Annotated in this window: 15 protein-coding genes; 4 read left to right on the forward strand and 11 right to left on the reverse strand. The window is 73.2% G+C overall.

Annotated features, from left to right (window positions below; all coding sequences use genetic code 11):
* The first annotated feature begins 5 nt into the window (after positions 1-5).
* Positions 6-764, forward strand: coding sequence for a MerR family transcriptional regulator (locus tag GCL84_RS14485; protein ID WP_156755981.1), 759 nt, complete (start codon positions 6-8; stop codon positions 762-764).
* Between the two features lie 919 nt (positions 765-1,683).
* Here the strand turns inward: GCL84_RS14485 and prcA are convergent.
* The 7 genes from prcA to arc all read right to left on the reverse strand — a co-directional run bounded on the left by prcA (position 1,684) and on the right by arc (position 8,972).
* Positions 1,684-2,463: a proteasome subunit alpha gene (gene prcA / locus GCL84_RS14490; protein WP_156755982.1), complete on the reverse strand. Its 780-nt coding sequence runs from the start codon at positions 2,461-2,463 to the stop codon at positions 1,684-1,686.
* Between the two features lie 40 nt (positions 2,464-2,503).
* Positions 2,504-3,364, reverse strand: a complete 861-nt coding sequence (prcB, locus tag GCL84_RS14495; RefSeq protein ID WP_156755983.1) for a proteasome subunit beta — start codon at positions 3,362-3,364, stop codon at positions 2,504-2,506.
* A 61-nt stretch (positions 3,365-3,425) separates the two neighbouring features.
* Positions 3,426-3,620 carry a ubiquitin-like protein Pup gene (locus GCL84_RS14500; RefSeq protein ID WP_156755984.1) on the reverse strand — a complete coding sequence of 65 codons (195 nt, stop codon included), beginning with the start codon at positions 3,618-3,620 and terminating at the stop codon, positions 3,426-3,428.
* 127 nt (positions 3,621-3,747) lie between these two features.
* On the reverse strand, positions 3,748-5,256 hold the full coding sequence (dop, locus tag GCL84_RS14505; protein WP_156755985.1) for a depupylase/deamidase Dop: 1,509 nt from the start codon (positions 5,254-5,256) through the stop codon (positions 3,748-3,750).
* Between the two features lie 100 nt (positions 5,257-5,356).
* Positions 5,357-6,046, reverse strand: coding sequence for a hypothetical protein (locus GCL84_RS14510; protein WP_156755986.1), 690 nt, complete (start codon positions 6,044-6,046; stop codon positions 5,357-5,359).
* Positions 6,047-6,137: 91 nt separating this feature from the next.
* The gene (locus GCL84_RS14515; RefSeq protein WP_235926250.1) at positions 6,138-7,076 is read right to left on the reverse strand and encodes an aldo/keto reductase; all 939 of its coding nucleotides are present in this window, start codon (positions 7,074-7,076) and stop codon (positions 6,138-6,140) included.
* 75 nt (positions 7,077-7,151) lie between these two features.
* Complete coding sequence (gene arc / locus GCL84_RS14520) at positions 7,152-8,972, reverse strand: proteasome ATPase (RefSeq protein ID WP_156755987.1); 1,821 nt, start codon at positions 8,970-8,972, stop codon at positions 7,152-7,154.
* Positions 8,973-10,021: 1,049 nt separating this feature from the next.
* On the opposite strand from arc, the gene GCL84_RS14525 reads away from it, so the two are divergent.
* Positions 10,022-10,849 (forward strand): hypothetical protein, encoded by an 828-nt coding sequence (locus tag GCL84_RS14525; protein WP_156755988.1) that lies wholly within the window; start codon positions 10,022-10,024, stop codon positions 10,847-10,849.
* Between the two features lie 108 nt (positions 10,850-10,957).
* Positions 10,958-11,755, forward strand: a complete 798-nt coding sequence (locus GCL84_RS14530) for a hypothetical protein (RefSeq protein WP_156755989.1) — start codon at positions 10,958-10,960, stop codon at positions 11,753-11,755.
* Between the two features lie 66 nt (positions 11,756-11,821).
* Here GCL84_RS14530 and GCL84_RS14535 read toward each other — a convergent pair whose 3' ends face one another.
* Both GCL84_RS14535 and GCL84_RS14540 read right to left on the reverse strand, forming a co-directional pair.
* Positions 11,822-12,649 (reverse strand): tRNA (adenine-N1)-methyltransferase, encoded by an 828-nt coding sequence (locus GCL84_RS14535; RefSeq protein WP_156755990.1) that lies wholly within the window; start codon positions 12,647-12,649, stop codon positions 11,822-11,824.
* A 76-nt stretch (positions 12,650-12,725) separates the two neighbouring features.
* Positions 12,726-13,853, reverse strand: coding sequence for a site-2 protease family protein (locus GCL84_RS14540; protein ID WP_156755991.1), 1,128 nt, complete (start codon positions 13,851-13,853; stop codon positions 12,726-12,728).
* 132 nt (positions 13,854-13,985) lie between these two features.
* Between GCL84_RS14540 and GCL84_RS14545 the strand changes: the two genes are divergently transcribed.
* Positions 13,986-14,867 carry a RecB family exonuclease gene (locus GCL84_RS14545; protein ID WP_156755992.1) on the forward strand — a complete coding sequence of 294 codons (882 nt, stop codon included), beginning with the start codon at positions 13,986-13,988 and terminating at the stop codon, positions 14,865-14,867.
* A gap of 126 nt (positions 14,868-14,993) precedes the next feature.
* Here the strand turns inward: GCL84_RS14545 and GCL84_RS14550 are convergent, their stop codons facing one another.
* Entirely contained in the window at positions 14,994-15,257 is a 264-nt protein-coding gene (locus tag GCL84_RS14550; RefSeq protein ID WP_156755993.1) for a phosphoribosyl-ATP diphosphatase, read from the reverse strand.
* A 36-nt stretch (positions 15,258-15,293) separates the two neighbouring features.
* Positions 15,294-15,998 carry an HAD family hydrolase gene (locus GCL84_RS14555; protein ID WP_235926251.1) on the reverse strand — a complete coding sequence of 235 codons (705 nt, stop codon included), beginning with the start codon at positions 15,996-15,998 and terminating at the stop codon, positions 15,294-15,296.
* Between the last annotated feature and the right edge of the window lie 61 nt (positions 15,999-16,059).

A 16,059-nucleotide genomic window follows, 5' to 3' on the forward strand; every position in this document is an offset into this window, starting at 1 on the left:
TGGGCATGAGCTGGACGGTGGGTGAGGTGGCGCGGCTGAGCGGCGTCACTGTGCGCGCGCTGCACCACTACGACCGGATCGGGCTGGTGCGCCCCGGCGCGCGCACCCCGGCGGGGTACCGGCGCTACGGGCGGGTCGACCTGGACCGGTTGCAGGCGGTGTTGCTCTACCGCCAGCTCGGGTTCCCCCTCGAACGGATCGCGTCGCTGCTGGACGACCCGGCCGTCGACCGGGAGGGCAGGCTGCGCGAGCAGCGGGCCCTGCTGGTCGAGCGGGCCGACCGGCTGGGCGCCATGGTCGCGGCGGTGGACCGCGAGTTGGAGGCGGAGAAGATGGGCGTCAACCTGAACCCGGAGGAGCGGTTCGAGGTCTTCGGCGAGTGGCGGCCGGAGCCGGGCTACGCGGAGCGGGCCGAGCAGCGCTGGGGGGACACGCCGCAGTGGCAGGAGAGCAAGGAGCGCACGGCGGGCTGGTCGAAGGAGGACTGGCTGGCGGGCAGGGCCGACAGCGACGTGTGGGTGGGCGAGTTGCGCGCCGCTGTGGAGTCGGGGGTCGCACCGGCCTCGGCGCAGGGAGCCGCGGTGGCACGGGGACACCGGGAGCTGCTGGGGCGGTTCTTCGAGTGCACGCCCGCGATGCAGGTGTTGATCACCGAGCAGTACCTGCGGGACGCCGAGCAGTTCGCCTTCGCGGTGCGGCCGGACCAGCAGGTGCCGGGGATGGTGGAGTTCCTGCACGCGGCGGCGCAAGCGGCGGCGGGCTGATCGAGGTCGCCGACTCGGGTACCCAGCTTGGGCCGGTGGTCGCTCTCGTGACGACCACCGGCCCAAGCCAGGGGTCACGCGCCCGCGTCGTCCGGCGGGAGTCTGGTGGGGGCGGGCTCGTCGACGCGCTGGAAGGCGCGGCGGGGGTGCTGCTGCGGCGACCGTGCCCGCACGGCGCAGAGGGTCGTTGATCGGCCCGTCGGGTGAGCTGGGCACGGTGTGGGAAGGCGCGGCGGTGTGGGTGACGGCCCAATCCCCGCACGGCGCTGTCGAGGTGACCGAGCTGCGGGGGAACCTGTCGGAGCACCCCTGGATCGCGGCTGGTCCGCCGTGTCGGGATGGGCGAGTTCAACGCCGCCCTGTGCGGCCCGGACGGGCGGGTCCGACGCCGGGTGGCCGTTGGGGAGCGCCCGTCCCTCGTGGCGGCCACGAGGTCCGGCGAGGTGTGGGTCGGTTACACCGAGGAAGGCGCGTTCTCCCCGACTGGGTGGTGCGGCTGGACCGCGGCCTCAACCTGGGCGGGGAGGTCGCCTGGGGCGCCGCGGCGAGACCGGTGAACGAGTGCACCGCCCTGAACGTGACCGATACCGAGACGTGGCTTTCGGTCGGCGCCTTCGGTGGTCCCCTGCTGGTCCGGGCCCGCGGGCGGGAGATGGCCTCGTGGGGCGGGGCGGGGCGGGGCGGTTCGAGGAGCAGCGGGTGGTCGACCTCCCGCTGACCGGCTGGAAGGGGTGGACCGAGGTCTGCGGGCAGGGAGCGGTGCTGCACACCCTGGGTGGGCGGAAGTGGGGCAGGGTTCGCTTGGCGGACCTGCGGGGCTCTGCGGGCGGTCCGGGCCGCACGTCGTCGGCTGCCCCGATCGGCGAGCCGCGACCTTGAGACCAGGGCCGGTGNCGGGGGCGACCACCGGCCGGGCTGGTCACGCGCCCGCGTCGTCCGGCGGGAGCTGCACGTCCTCGACGGGCTTGGCCGGGGACTCCTCGTCGGCGTCGGGCGCGGTCTCGCTCACGGGCAGCAGCGCGTCGAGCGCGGCGCCCTCGACCCGGCGGAAGGCGCGGCGGGGGCGGGTGCGGTCCAGGACGGCCACCTCGAGCCTGCCCAGCGGCGGGTCGGCCGCGGCGCCGTTGGACGTGGCCGAGGTCAGGGCGCGCAGCGCCAAGCCGACGGCGGCCCGCAGGGTCTGGCCCTCGACGTAGCTCTCCTTGACGAAGGTGACGATCGGGTCCGTGTGGCCACCCATGACCAGGAACTGCGGCTCGTCGACGATGGAGCCGTCGTAGGTGAGCCGGTAGAGCTGGTCGGTCGCGGCGGTGTCGCCGACCTCGGCCACGCAGAGCTCGACCTCCATCGGCTTCACCTGTTCGGTGAAGATGGTGCCGAGGGTCTGGGCGTAGACGTTGGCCAACTGGCGGGCGGACACGTCGCGGCGGTCGTAGGAGTAGCCCCACAGGTCGACGTGGCGGATGCCGCCGCGGCGCAGGCTCTCGTACTCGGAGTAGCGGCCTGCTGCCGCGAACCCGATCCGGTCGTGGATCTCGGAGACCTTGTGCAGGGTCGACGACGGGTTCTCGGCCACGAAGACCACCCCGTCGACGTACTTGAGCGCGATGACGCTGCGGCCCCGGGCGATGCCCTTGCGGGCGTACTCCGAGCGGTCGCGCATGAGCTGCTCGGGAGAGGCGTACAACGGCATCGTCACAGCGCGGGCTCCTTCGTCTTGCCGGTGGTGGTGGGGGTGCTCATCCGCGTGGCCGCTCCGCCCGGCCCGCGACGACGGCCTCGGCGACCGCCCCGGCCTCGTCCTCGGGGACGCGGACCGCGCCGTCCTCGGCGGTGATCGTGACGATGCTCGGGAAGATGCGCCTGGCCAGGTCCGGTCCGCCGGTGGCCGAGTCGTCGTCCGCGGCGTCCCACAGCGCCTCTACGGCGGCGCGCACGGCGGTGTCCCGGTCGGCGCCGGGCTCGTAGAGCTTCTTGAGCGAGGACCGCGCGTACAGCGAGCCGGAGCCGATGGCGTGGAAGCCCGCGCGCTCCTCCGACCGGCCGCCGGTGATGTCGTAGGACACGATCCGGCCGCGGTTCTCGACCAGGTCGAACCCGACGAACAGCGGCAGCACCGCCAGCCCGGCCAGCGCGACGTCCAGGTTGCCCCGCACCATGCTGGAGAGCTTGTTCGCCTTGCCGTCCAGCGACAGCGCCACGCCCTCGATCTTCTCGTAGTGCTGCAGCTCCACCGTGTAGAGCTTGACCATCTCGATGGCCAGGCCCGCGGTGCCCGCGATGCCGACCGAGGAGTAGTCGTCGGTGACGTAGACCTTCTCGACGTCGCGCTGGGCGATGATGTGGCCCTGCGTGGCCCGGCGGTCGCCCGCGATCAGGACGCCGCCCGCGAAGGCGACCGCGACGATCGTGGTGCCGTGCGGGACGTCCTGGCGCGGCTCGAACCGGGCGTCGACGGTCATCGGCTTCCCGCCAGTGCCCCCTGGCATGAGCTCGGGGGCCTGCACGCGCAGGAAGTCGGTGAACGACGACGTGCCCGCCGACAGGTAAGCGGACGGCAGCCCGGTGCCGAGCCCGCCTCGGGGCGAGATGTGTTCCATGCCTGCTTTCGGCCTACTTTCGGGTCGCGCGGTGCGGTGGGGGCACGGGCTGGCGGGGCGGCTACTCGCCGCCCTTCTGCACGTAGGCCCGGACGAAGTCCTCGGCGTTCTCCTCGAGGACGTCGTCGATCTCGTCGAGGATGGCGTCGGTGTCGTCGCCGAGCTTCTCCCGGCGCTCCTGACCGGCCGCCGTGGTGGCCTCGGTCCCCTCGTCGCCGTCGCCGCCGCCCTGCTTCTGCTGCTGCTCCTGGGACATGTCGCCTCCCGGTGTTGGCTGCCTACCCGAACCCTACCGAGCCGGACCGGCATTCGTCGCGGTCCGCGCCCGGCTCGTGATCGGAATTCGGCTCATGGCGAACTCCCGACCACGGGCGCGGGACCGGTCAGCGCTTGGCCGCGCCGGTCAGCGCGTCCACCAGCTCCTCGGCGGTGTTCGCCGCGTCGAGCAGGGCCCCGACGTGCTGCTTCGTGCCGCGCAGCGGCTCGAGGGTGGGGATGCGCACCAGCGACTCGCGGCCCAGGTCGAAGATGACCGAGTCCCAGCTCGCGGCGGCGATCGCGGTCGGGTAGCGCTCCAGGCAGCGGCCGCGGAAGTAGGCGCGGGTGTCCTGCGGGGGTGTGGTGACCGCCGCGCGCACCTCATCCTCGGTGACCAGGCGCTTCATCGAGCCGCGGGCGACGAGCCGGTTGTAGAGGCCCTTGTCCAGGCGCACGTCGGAGTACTGCAGGTCGACCAGTTGCAGCCGGTGGGAGTTCCAGCTCAGGCCGTCGCGCTCGCGGAAGCCCTCGAGCAGCCGCAGCTTGGCGGTCCAGTCCAGGCGGTCGGCGGTCTCCATCGGGTCGCGGCGCAACTCGTCGATGATCCGGCCCCAGCTCTCGAGCACGTCGCGCCCGACCTGGTCGGGCTCGGTGCGGTCGAGGTGCTCGGCGGCCAGGTCGTGGTAGGCGGCCTGGATGTCGAGGCCGGTGAACTTGCGGCCGTTGGTCAGCTCGACGGTGGCCTTGAGCGTGGGGTCGTGGCTGATGGTGTGCACGGCGCGGACCGGGTCGGCCAGCTTGAGGTGGTCGAAGCGGACGCCCGCCTCGATCAGGTCGATCACCAGCGCGGCGGTGCCGACCTTGAGGTAGGTCGAGGTCTCGGCGAGGTTGGCGTCGCCGATGATGACGTGCAGCCGCCGGTACTTGTCGGCGTCGGCGTGCGGCTCGTCGCGGGTGTTGATGATGCCGCGCTTGAGCGTGGTCTCCAGGCCGACCTCGACCTCGATGTAGTCCGCGCGCTGCGAGAGCTGGAAGCCCGCCTCGTCGCCGGAGGCGCCGAGGCCGACCCGGCCGGAGCCGCAGATGACCTGGCGGGAGGCGAAGAACGGGGTGAGCCCGCCGATCACCGAGGTGAACGGGGTGCCGCGGGCCATGAGGTAGTTCTCGTGGGTGCCGTAGCTGGCGCCCTTGTTGTCGATGTTGTTCTTGTAGAGCTGCAGCCGGGGCTGGCCGGGGACGCTGGCCGCGCGGATGGCGGCCTCCTCCATGACCCGCTCCCCCGCCTTGTCCCAGATGACCGCGTCGCGGGCGTTGGTGACCTCGGGCGCGGAGTACTCCGGGTGCGCGTGGTCGACGTAGAGGCGGGCGCCGTTGGTCAGGATGACGTTGGCCGCGCCCAGGTCCTCGACGTCGGGGTCGGTGGGGGGCATGCCGGGCACGCCCAGGTCGAACCCGCGCGCGTCGCGCAGCGGCGACTCCACCTCGTAGTCCCAGCGCGCCCGCCGGGCCCGCGGGATGTCCGCCGCCGCGGCGTAGGCCAGCACGACCTGGGTCGATGTCAACACCGGGTTCGCCGTCGGGTCGCCCGGCACCGCGATGCCGTACTCCACCTCGGTTCCCATGATCCGCCGCATGAGCGCCACCCTACGGGTTCGGACCGACAGCGACGGGGTGAGCCGCGCCGCCCCGTCACCCGGGTGGCCGCAGTGGCGCTCGCCACGCCGGCGCGGGGGGCTAGGGGCGGTCGGCGCGGGAGAGGGCGGCCGCGGCGACCGGGGCGATCCGGGTGATCGCCTCCCGGGCGCCCCTGGCGGTGCCCGATTCGACCGAGACCGCGGTGACCAGGTTGCCCTTGGCCAGCAGCACGGTGCAGATGACCTTACGGTTCGTCGTCGCGCACCAGGTCAACTGGTCGTCGGCGGCGGCGATCGCGCTCAGCGTCGCGCCCTCGTCGATGGTGTGGGTGACACCGTCGATCTTGAAGTTGCGGCACTGCTCGATGGTGGCCTCGGCCTCGTCGAGGGTCGCGGTCTCGGCCGTGTGGACGGTGTACTGGCGCAGCACCGACCCGCGGGCGTAGGTCCAGGAGGCCTCGCTGCCCGCGTCGACGTCCTCGCCCAGGTCGAGGCGGCAGTCGGGGAGGGTGACCGACGCGGCCTTGGTCGGGGCCTGCTGCGCGGTCACCTCCTCCTCGGCCAGGTCAGCGGCCGTGAGCCCGGCGGATGCCACCAGGGCGGCGGGCGCGGGCCGCGGCGGGGTGGTGCTCGTCGGCGGCGCGGGCGGCGGGGCGGCGGGGCTGCTGACGACCTCGGAGGTCGGCCCGTCGTAGTAGGTGTAGAGGTCGTTGGGCCGGTTCGAGCAGCTCGCGAGCAGGGCTGCTGGCAGGGCGGTGGCGACGGCGGCCAGCGCGGGCATACGGCGCAACGGGGGCGTCCTAGGGCGGTTCGGCGGTGGGGATCACCGGCAACTTACCGGCCTCGGCGGCCACTGTGAACCCGGGTGGGTCAGGCGCGGCCTAATCCCAGGGCAACGCCGATCGGGTGGTCCAGTACTCGTCGGGGGTCTCGGCGAGGTCGGGCAGGTCGGCGGCCGTCGCGCTGGTCGCGGCCAGGTTCTCGGCGAGCTGCGCGGGGCTCGCCGGGCCGAGCAGGACCACGTCGGCCCAGGGGGTGGCCAGCGCCGCGCCGAGCGCCACGGCGTCCGGGCCGACCCCGGCGCGGGCGGCGGCCTCGGCGACGGCGGGCGGCGGGTCGACGGCGAGGCGGCCGTTGGCCAGCGCCTCCTTGACGGTCACCTCGACCCCAGCGGCGCGCGCCTCGGCGAGCGCGTGCCCGGCCGAGGTCTCCAGCAGGTTCCAGGTGGACTGGACGGCGGTGAACAGGCGCACGCCCGCGCGCTCGAGGTCCAGGCCGCGGCGGATGGTGTCGGCCTGGGCCGGTCCGGAGGTGGAGAAGCCCAGCCGCCTGCCGGACGCGGCGACGGCGGCGAGCGCGTCCAGCAGCGGCTCGTCGGCGAACAGGGGGCTGTCCGCGGTGAGCGAGTGCACTTGGTACAGCGAGACCTGCTCCCCGAGCAGGGCGCGGGTCTCGGCGAACTGGGCGGTGAACCGCGCCAGCGAGTGCTCCTTGGACTCGTGCACGGGCGCGTCCAGGCGCCAGCCGCCGACGTAGGCGTATCCCCACTTGGACGTCACCACGACGTCGGTGTGCCCGCGCAGGTCGAGCCAGCCCGCGAGGAACTCCTCGGCCAGGCCGTAGGAGCGGGCGGCGTCGACCCGGCGCAGGCCCGCGGCGTGCGCGGCGTCGAGGACGTCGAAGGTGTTGGCCCGCATCTCCTCGACGCCGCGGCGGCGGGGCAGGGCGCCCGCGCGGCCGCGGTTGATGTAGGCGGGACGGCCCAGGGCGGCGAGGCCGAGCGCGAGGCGGGCGGCCTGGGGGTTCACGACTGCGGACACGGCTGCGATTGTGCCCCCTGGAGCGCCGACAGGCCCCGCACCACCGGGTGCGGGGCCTGTCGCCTGCGCTGCGCGCTACAGGTACTGACCGGTGTTGTTGGCGGTGTCTATCGCCCGCCCGGTCTCGGTGTTCTTGCCGGTGACCAGCGTCCGGATGTAGACGATGCGCTCGCCCTTCTTGCCGGAGATGCGCGCCCAGTCGTCGGGGTTGGTGGTGTTGGGCAGGTCCTCGTTCTCGGCGAACTCGTCGACGATGGCGTCCAGCAGGTGCTGCACGCGGAGGCCGGCCTGCTGGGTCTCCAGCACGGACTTGATGGCCGACTTCTTCGCCCGGTCCACGATGTTCTGGATCATCGCGCCGGAGTTGAAGTCGCGGAAGTACAGGACCTCCTTGTCACCGTTGGCGTAGGTGACCTCGAGGAACCGGTTCTCGTCGGTCTCCTCGTACATCCGCTCGACCGTGTGCTGGATCATGCCGTCGACGCACGCCCGCCGGTCCCCGCCGAACTCGGCGAGGTCGTCGGCGTGGATCGGCAGGGTGCTGGTCAGGTACTTGGAGAAGATGTCGCGCGCCGCCTCCACGTCCGGCCGCTCGATCTTGATCTTCACGTCGAGCCTGCCCGGTCGCAGGATCGCCGGGTCGATCATGTCCTCGCGGTTGGACGCGCCGATGACGATGACGTTCTCCAGGCCCTCCACGCCGTCGATCTCGCTGAGCAGCTGGGGGACGATCGTGGTCTCGACGTCGGAGGACACACCGGACCCTCGGGTCCGGAAGATCGAGTCCATCTCGTCGAAGAACACGATGACCGGGGTGCCCTCGCTGGCCTTCTCCCTGGCGCGCTGGAAGATGAGCCGGATGTGGCGCTCGGTCTCGCCCACGAACTTGTTCAGCAGCTCGGGGCCCTTGATGTTGAGGAAGTACGACTTCGCGTCCTTGGGCGCGCTGTCGCCCCTGGCCGCGGCGACCTTCTTGGCCAGCGAGTTCGCCACCGCCTTGGCGATCAGCGTCTTGCCGCAGCCGGGCGGGCCGTAGAGCAGCACGCCCTTGGGCGGGCGCAGCTCGTACTCGGCGAACAGGTCCTTGTGCAGGAAGGGCAGCTCCACCGCGTCGCGGATCTGCTCGATCTGCCGGAACAGGCCGCCGATGTCGTGGTAGTCCACGTCCGGGACCTCCTCCAGCACGAGGTCCTCGACCTCGGCCTTGGGAACCCGCTCGTAGGCGTACCCGGACTTGCCGTCGACCAGCAGCGAATCGCCCGCCTTGAGCGGGGAGTCCGCCAGCGGGTCGGCCAGCCACACCACGCGCTCCTCGTCGGCGTGGCCGACGACGAGGGCGCGCGACGGACCGTCCTCCTCCTCCGCGGGCAGCAGCTCGCGGAGCGTGGACACCTCGCCGGTGCGCTCGAAGCCGCCGCCCTCGACCACGGTGAGGGCTTCGTTGAGACGCACCGACTGACCGCGGCGCAGCGTGTCCGCCTCGACAGCGGGCGAGACCGACACGCGCATCCGGCGCCCCGCGGTGAACACGTCGACCGTGCCGTCCTCGAAGCGCTCGAGGTACACGCCGTAGCCGCTGGGCGGCTGGGCGAGGCGGTCGACCTCCTCCCGCAGTGCGAGCAACTGGCCACGGGCCTCGCGCAGCGTGTCGACCAGCTTGGCGTTCCGCTCGGTGAGTTGACTCACCCGCTCGGACGCTTCAGCGAGTCGCTGCTCGAGGAGCCGCGAATGCCGTGGGGATTCCGTCAGTTTCCGGCGCAGCAGAGCGACTTCCTCTTCGAGGAAACGGATCTGCGCTTGTTCCGAGCGGTCAGGGCGCTCAGCCCCGCCGTCGGGCGCGTCACCGTGCTCGTCATCGGCGTTTTCTGGCCGACTGCCGGGATGATCGTGCTGCATGTCGGCACCTCCTCCCGAACTCGTACCCATACGGTACCGGCGATCACCGACAACGACAGGGGTTGTGGAGACCGGAACTCTCGTGTCGCGCCCCGGCGGCACCGGGCCGGCGGTCCCCGGCCTGCCGTCCCGGTGCGAACGGGCGAACGCGGACCGCTACGGTGCGTCTGCGCACTAGGCCAACCGCGCGCGACCGCTCCGGCACCCAGCGCTACATCCCGGGGGCCGGTGGCGGCCCCTGGGAAGCGCCCGACGACGCGGCCACCGGAACCCCTTCCCGATGGCCCGCGGCCCGCGCCGAGCACCCCCGGCACACCTGCGGGCCAGCAGGCGGCCACCCCGCCGACACCGGGCGGCAACGAGCCGCCCGTGGGCCCGTCGCGGCCATCATCCGACCAGTTCGGACCGCGCTCCGAGGCCGCGCTCGCACAAGCGGGCAGGCACCCGGCGACGCCCGCCCCGGGACGGTCGCGGGCGGCCGGGCGGCAGCCTGACGCACCGTGCCCGCGGACCGATCCGACGACCGGCGGGCCGCACTGGCGAGCACGGTCGACGCCATCACGGCCGGTCACGCACCGCAGCCACCCCTCTTCACTCACATGGGTGGCAGCGCAGCGGGCAGACGACTCCGCCCCTCATCCCGGGCTGCCACCAGGAGTAAGCATCACTGTGACCGGCATCACAATGATTCCGGTTCTCATCCTGACGGGTGGACACGACACGGGCACACCAGAAGCCTTGCGGCGGCGGTGATGAACGCGGCGACGAACACCGCGGCGGTCAACCGTCGGCCGTACGCCCCGGTCGACCGGCACAGCGACGGGGCACGGCGCTCACGGCGGCGCCACGGCTGAGCGCGACCGGTCGGTGGCGCTGAGCAGCATTGTTCCTGTTTCGTCATCCGATCGAGGCCCCAATCGGTCCACCCTCGGCGGCGGTGGCGGATCGGGCAAATACGATGGGGCGTGGGAACGGGGCCACACCAGCTCCCGTTCACCCGGACGAGGTCGCGCACCGGCGGCACGCGAGAACGACAGTCAGGGGCGAGCATGACCTACCCTCCGCAGCAGCCCGGGTCCCACGGCGGCGGACCGGACCAGACCGGCGGCTGGGGCGGCTGGGGGCAGGACCAGGGTCAGCAGCGGGGCAACCCGCAGCACGGCAACCAGCCCCACGGCGGCGGCTACCCCGGGTCGGGCGGCTTCCCCCAGCAGGGGTACGAGGGCACCGGTCAGTTCGACGGCCACAACCAGGGCCAGCCGGGGCCCGGCGGCTTCCCCCAGCCCCCGTACCAGGGCTACCCCGCGCCCGGTTTCCCCGGCGGCGGGCCGCCCAAGAAGAACACCGCGATGATCGTGTCGATCGTGGCCGTCGTCGTGCTGCTGCTCGGCGGCGGCGGGATCGGCGCGTACTTCCTGCTGCGCGACAACGACACGAACGCGAACGGCGAGCAGCAGGCCCCGCCCGCGACCAGCGAGAGCGAGGACGGCGGCGACGACAGCCCCAGCACGACCCCCCGCTCGCGCACCGGCAGCGCGGCGCCCGAACCGGACGAGACCGGCCCCGCCGCGGTGCTGCGGGCCTACATGGACGCCTACGAGTCCAAGTCGTTCGGCGAGGTCGTCAACGAGTCCTGCGCGGCCTACAAGAAGAAGTACGGCACCGACACCACGAGCCTCGAGGACCGGCTGCGCCCGTACTCGATCACCGCGACCGACCCGCGGGAGCCGACGATCACCGGCACCGTCGCCTCGGCGAAGTTCCAGTTGGAGCTCACCACGGCCGACACCGGCAAGGCGTCGAAGTACACGATCGAGATCAAGGTCGTGCGGGAGTCCGGCGAGTGGAAGTTCTGCGGCGAGAAGTCCAGCCAGTGACCACGCGGTGATCGTGCGTATCATCCGGGCACACCAGGTCGGGGAACCTGCTCCTCAAGGCGCGCCGATCCGATGGAACCCCGGTGACCAGCGAGGAGTCTGCACTTCATGACCTACCCACCGCAGCAGCCAGGGGGCTGGGGGCAGGACCCGTACAACCAGCAGGGCAACCCGTACGGCCAGCCGCAGCCGGGCCACGACCCCGCGCAGCAGGGCTACCCCCCGACCCAGCAGTACCCCCAGGGCGGGTACGACCCCAACAACCCGTACGCCCAGCAGCAGGGCCACCCGCAGCAGGGCTACGACCCCAACAACCCCTACGGCTACGGCGGACCCGGCGGGCAGCCGCCGAAGAAGAACACCGGCGTGATCGCGGCGATCGTCGCCGTCGTGGTGGTCGTCCTCGTCGGGGCGGGCTTCGGGGTCTTCTTCCTGACCCGCGGCGGCGACAGCGCCGCCCCGCCGCCGCCGAGCAGCAGCAGCGAAGCCGCGCCGTCGGAGGACGAGGAGGCCACCAGCACCTCGCGGACCCCGCCGAGGTCGGTCACCCGTCCGCCGCTGAGCACCCCCGAGGACGAGCCGACCGACGAGTCCGACCCGCCGGGCGGCGGCGCCGCGGGCGGCGACCCGGACCTGACCTCCGCCGCGAACCGCTTCGTCGCCGCGGTCAACAACCGCGACGAGGCCGAGGCCAAGGCCTTGTCCTGCACCGGCGAGCCGAGCGTGATGTTCAGCGCCATCGCGGGCACGAAGGAGGGCAAGATGACCGCGTCCGGCCCGCCGAAGGAGACCAGCGCGAGCCTCGCCCAACTGGACACGCAGGTCGCGCTGAGGCCCGGTGGCTCGCAGAGCTCGGTGCCCATCCTGTTCCGCAAGGGCGCGAACGGTTGGTGCGTCACCATCTGAGACAGCACGCGGACGCGAGCGGGGCGGGACCTCGGTCCCNCCCGCCCCGCTCGCGTCCGGCGCCGCTCAGCCCTTGCTCGGCCTGCGCTGCGGGCGCGGGGTCACCACGCCGTCGGCCAGGCGCCTGCAGGTAATGAGGAAGGCGGTGTGCGCGATCATCCGGTGCTCCGGGCGCACGGCCAGGCCGACCGCGTGCCACGGGCGGATCAGCGTCTCCCAGGCGTGCGGCTCGGTCCAGCAGGTCTGCTCGCGCAGCGCCTCCGCCACCCGCGAGAGCTGGGTCGTGGTGGCCACGTAGACCACCAGGACACCGCCCGGGATGAGGTTGGCCGCGACCGTGGGCAACTGCTCCCACGGGGCGAGCATGTCGAGGATGACCCGGTCGACGTCGCCGGTGTGCTCGGCGAGGTCGGCGACGGTCAGCGTCCAGTTCTCCGGGTGCTCGCCGTAGAACTGGCGCACGTTGCGCTCGGCGTGCTCGGCGTGGTCCTCGCGGATCTCGTAGGACGTCACCGTCCCGGTGGGACCGACCGCGCGCAGCAGCGAGCACGTCAGCGCGCCCGAGCCCGCCCCGGCCTCGAGCACCCTGGCCCCGGGGAAGATGTCGCCCTGCATGACGATCTGCGCCGCGTCCTTGGGGTAGATCACCTGCGCCCCGCGCGGCATCGAGAGCACGTAGTCGCTCAGCAGCGGGCGCAGCGCCAGGTAGGCGGTGCCCGCCGCCGAGGTGACCACCGAGCCCTCCGGCAGGCCGATGAGGTCGTCGTGGGCCAACGCCCCCCGGTGGGTGTGGTACTTCTCCCCCTCTGCCAGCACCAGCGTGTAGTGCCTGCCCTTCGGGTCGGTGAGCTGTACCCGGTCCCCCACCTCGAACGGTCCACTGACCTTCCGCAACGCCCTGCCTCGCTCTCGCTGAACCTGGATCGACCGCAGATGGTCGCAGACCGGTCGGGTGGGGCGGGCGCGCGGGTCAGTGGCGGGCGTCCAGCGCGGCCAGCAGGTCGTCGCGGTGCAGCACGCCCGCGGGCCTGCCCTCGTCGTCGACCACGACGAACTGGGCGGCCGAGGTGGCCCGGACCCGCTCGGCGACGTCCTCGCCCGGCTCGGAGGACAGCAGCACCGAGTCGGGCATGATCGGCTCGGCGGCGCGCTCGGCCGGGGTGAACGGCGCGGTCGCGGCCAGGTCCCTGGCCACCTCCTCGTCCAGCAGCCCGGCGGCCACCCCGTCGGCGCGCACCAGCACGACCCCGCGCCCGGCCGCGGCGGCGAGCGCGTCGGCGACCGGGCTCTCCGCGGGGAGCTGCAGCACGGGGCGCACCAGGTCGGCCAGGCGCAGGCCGGGCGGCCATTCGCGGAACTGGTCGGAGGCCAGCTCGACCCCCGCCCCGGCGACGACGAACCACGCGGTCAGCAGGCACACGCCCAGCCGCAGCCAGCGGTCCGGGCTCTCCTGCACCAGGCCGGCCAGCGCCCACAGCACCAGCACCGCGGCCACGACCCACCCGCCGACCACGGCCGCCCTGGTGCCCGTGCGGCGCCGCCCGGTCAGCGCCCAGACCCCGGCGCGCAGCATCCGGCCGCCGTCGAGCGGCAGGCCGGGCAGCAGGTTGAACACGCCGACGGCGACGTTGGCGAAGGCGCACTCGACCACCAGCAGCCACACCGCGCCGCCGGGCGGCATGACCAGCAGCGCGGCCCCGCACACCGCGGCGAGCGCGATCGACACCGCCGGGCCCGCCGCGGCCACCACGCCCTCGTGGCCGGGCCTGCGCGGGGTGCGCGCGATCTCGGACAGGCCGCCGAGCAGGAACAGCCGCACCCGCCGCACCGGCAGCCCCAGCCGCAGCGCGACGACGCAGTGCCCCAGCTCGTGGGCGAGCACGGAGACGCCGAGCAGCACCGCGAACGCGGCGGCCAGCAGGACCGTCTCCGCCGGGCCCGCGCCGGGGATGAAGTTGCCGACCAGCGGGGCGTAGAGGACGACGATGGCGAGCGCGCCGAGCCACCACGACGGCGCGAGCACGACGGGGACCCCGACGTAGCGGAACAGCAGCAGCCCGCCCAGGGCCTCGGGGGCGGGGTGCGCGGGGCTCGACACCCGCCACAGCGTAGGCCCACCGGTGTGGGACGGCGGTGATCCGCGCCGATCCGACCGGGGGGCGACGCGCTGGTGGCGGCCGGGCTCCCCCGCCGTCCCCGGATCGTCGGTGGGCGTCACTAGGGTTGTGCCATGGCTGTAGGCACGGATGTCCGGACCGAGGCGCCGCGGCGACGGCGGCCAGCGCTGTCGCCGTCGCGCGCCAGCGACTTCAAGCAGTGCCCGCTGCTCTACCGGTTCCGGGCGGTCGACCGGCTGCCGGAGCGCCCGAGCAAGGCCCAGGCGCGCGGCACGGTGGTGCACGCGGTGCTCGAACGCCTCTACGGCCTGCCCACCGCGGAGCGCGTCCCCGCGACCGCGCACGCCATGCTGGAGCCGACCTGGGCCGACCTGCTGGCCCGCGAGCCCGGTCTCAGCGAGATCTTCGACGACGCGGCCGACGCCGCCGAGGTGCACGCGTGGCTCGCCTCGGCGACCCCGCTGATCGACGGCTACTTCGAGTTGGAGGACCCGCGCAGGCTGGAGCCCGACGCCTGTGAGCTGATGGTCGAGACCGAACTCGACTCCGGTGTCCTGCTGCGCGGCTTCATCGACCGCGTCGACGTCGCCCCCACCGGCGAGATCCGCGTCGTCGACTACAAGACCGGGGCGGCCCCGCGCGAGATCGGCGAGGCCAAGGCCATGTTCCAGATGAAGTTCTACGCCCTGGCCCTCTGGCGCCTGCGCGGCGTCGTCCCCCGCCGCCTGCAGCTGATGTACCTCGCCGACCGCCAGAACCTGGCCTACACCCCCGACGAGGCCGAGCTCACCCGCTTCGAACGCACCCTCGACGCCATCTGGCAGGCGATCCTCCGCGCCGCCAAGACCGGCGACTTCCGCCCCAACCCGACCCGCCTGTGCGACTGGTGCGCCCACCAGGCGCTGTGCCCGGTCTACGGCGGCACGCCCCCGGAGTACCCCGGCTGGCCCGAACCCGACCCGGGCGACGAGTCCGCAGTGGACAGGGCGGACTAGGTCGTGTTCCGGGAGCCTCGTTCGATGAGAGTCGTGATCGAGGCGGTTCCTGGCGGCTATCGCGGACAGCGGCTTTCGAAACACGGCCCAGGCCGCTGGAGGGCGGGACTGGCCTCGCCCGCGGGGTCAGAGCTTGCGGTAGACGTCCTCGAGGGTGAGACCGCGGCCGATCATGAGGACCTGGACGCGGTAGAGGAGCTGGGAGACCTCGAGGGCGAGGTCGTCGTCGGACTCGTGCTCGGCGGCGATCCACACCTCGCCCGCCTCCTCGAGGACCTTCTTGCCCTGCGCGTGCACCCCGGCGTCGAGGGCCGCGACAGTGCCCGAGCCGTCAGGGCGCAGCCTGGCGCGCTCGGTGAGCTCGGCGAACAGTTCGTCGAAGGTCTTCACGGCGGACGATCCTGCCGCACCGGCCGCGCCCGCCGGTCACCGGGTGGTCGCGGCCAGCGCGCGCAGGGTGGCGGCGTCGAAGCCGACCAGGGATTCGCGCAGGACGCGGCCGGGCCCCTCGGCGACGGGGACCTCGCAGGGGACCACGACGGTCAGGCAGCCCGCCGCCACCGCGGCGGTGGTCCCGGTCGGCGAGTCCTCCACGGCGACGCAGTCGCGGGCCTCGACCCCGAGCAGGGCGGCGGCGCGCAGGTACGGGTCGGGCAGCGGCTTGTTGCGGCCGCCGACCTCGTCGCCGGTCACGGTGGTGTCGAACAGGTCGCGGCCGATGGTGTCGAGGGCGATCTCGGTCAGCGGGCGCTCGGTGGAGGTGACCAGCGCGGTGGGGACGCCCGTGTCGCGGACCGCGCGCAGCGCTTCCCGCGCCCCGGGGCGGAAACGCAGGTCGGCGGCGAACAGCTCGGCCATGCGGCTGTCGACCCAGGACACCGCGGAGCGGATGTCGTCCTCGGTCGGCTCGATCTCGGCCTCGGCGAACAGCAGCGCCATGGTGGTGGGCACGTTGGACCCGATCATCGCGACCCTGGTCTCGGTGGACAGGGTGGAGCCGAGGCGCCCGGCGAACTCGTGGAGCGGGATGTCCCACAGCTTCTCCGAGTCGAGCAGGGTGCCGTCCATGTCCCACAGCACAGCGGCGGGCAGAGCGGGGTCGGACGGGCTGTCGACAGGCTTGCTCGGCATGTCACCAGCCTACGATCACCCCCCGTCCACCCCGGGCCGTAGGCTGGCGCGGTGACCGATG

The organism is Actinokineospora pegani (genome assembly GCF_009745975.1).
Taxonomy (GTDB): domain Bacteria; phylum Actinomycetota; class Actinomycetes; order Mycobacteriales; family Pseudonocardiaceae; genus Actinokineospora; species Actinokineospora pegani.

What these genes read in the sequence shown, in the direction of transcription:
- GCL84_RS14485 (WP_156755981.1), top strand. Translation starts at nt 6, where the DNA reads ATGAGCTGGACGGTGGGTGAGGTGGCGCGGCTGAGCGGCGTCACTGTG.
- prcB (WP_156755983.1), bottom strand. Translation starts at nt 3,364, where the DNA reads ATGGAACACATCTCGCCCCGAGGCGGGCTCGGCACCGGGCTGCCGTCC.
- GCL84_RS14500 (WP_156755984.1), bottom strand. Translation starts at nt 3,620, where the DNA reads ATGTCCCAGGAGCAGCAGCAGAAGCAGGGCGGCGGCGACGGCGACGAG.
- dop (WP_156755985.1), bottom strand. Translation starts at nt 5,256, where the DNA reads ATGCGGCGGATCATGGGAACCGAGGTGGAGTACGGCATCGCGGTGCCG.
- arc (WP_156755987.1), bottom strand. Translation starts at nt 8,972, where the DNA reads ATGCAGCACGATCATCCCGGCAGTCGGCCAGAAAACGCCGATGACGAG.
- GCL84_RS14525 (WP_156755988.1), top strand. Translation starts at nt 10,022, where the DNA reads ATGACCTACCCTCCGCAGCAGCCCGGGTCCCACGGCGGCGGACCGGAC.
- GCL84_RS14530 (WP_156755989.1), top strand. Translation starts at nt 10,958, where the DNA reads ATGACCTACCCACCGCAGCAGCCAGGGGGCTGGGGGCAGGACCCGTAC.
- GCL84_RS14545 (WP_156755992.1), top strand. Translation starts at nt 13,986, where the DNA reads ATGGCTGTAGGCACGGATGTCCGGACCGAGGCGCCGCGGCGACGGCGG.
- GCL84_RS14555 (WP_235926251.1), bottom strand. Translation starts at nt 15,998, where the DNA reads ATGCCGAGCAAGCCTGTCGACAGCCCGTCCGACCCCGCTCTGCCCGCC.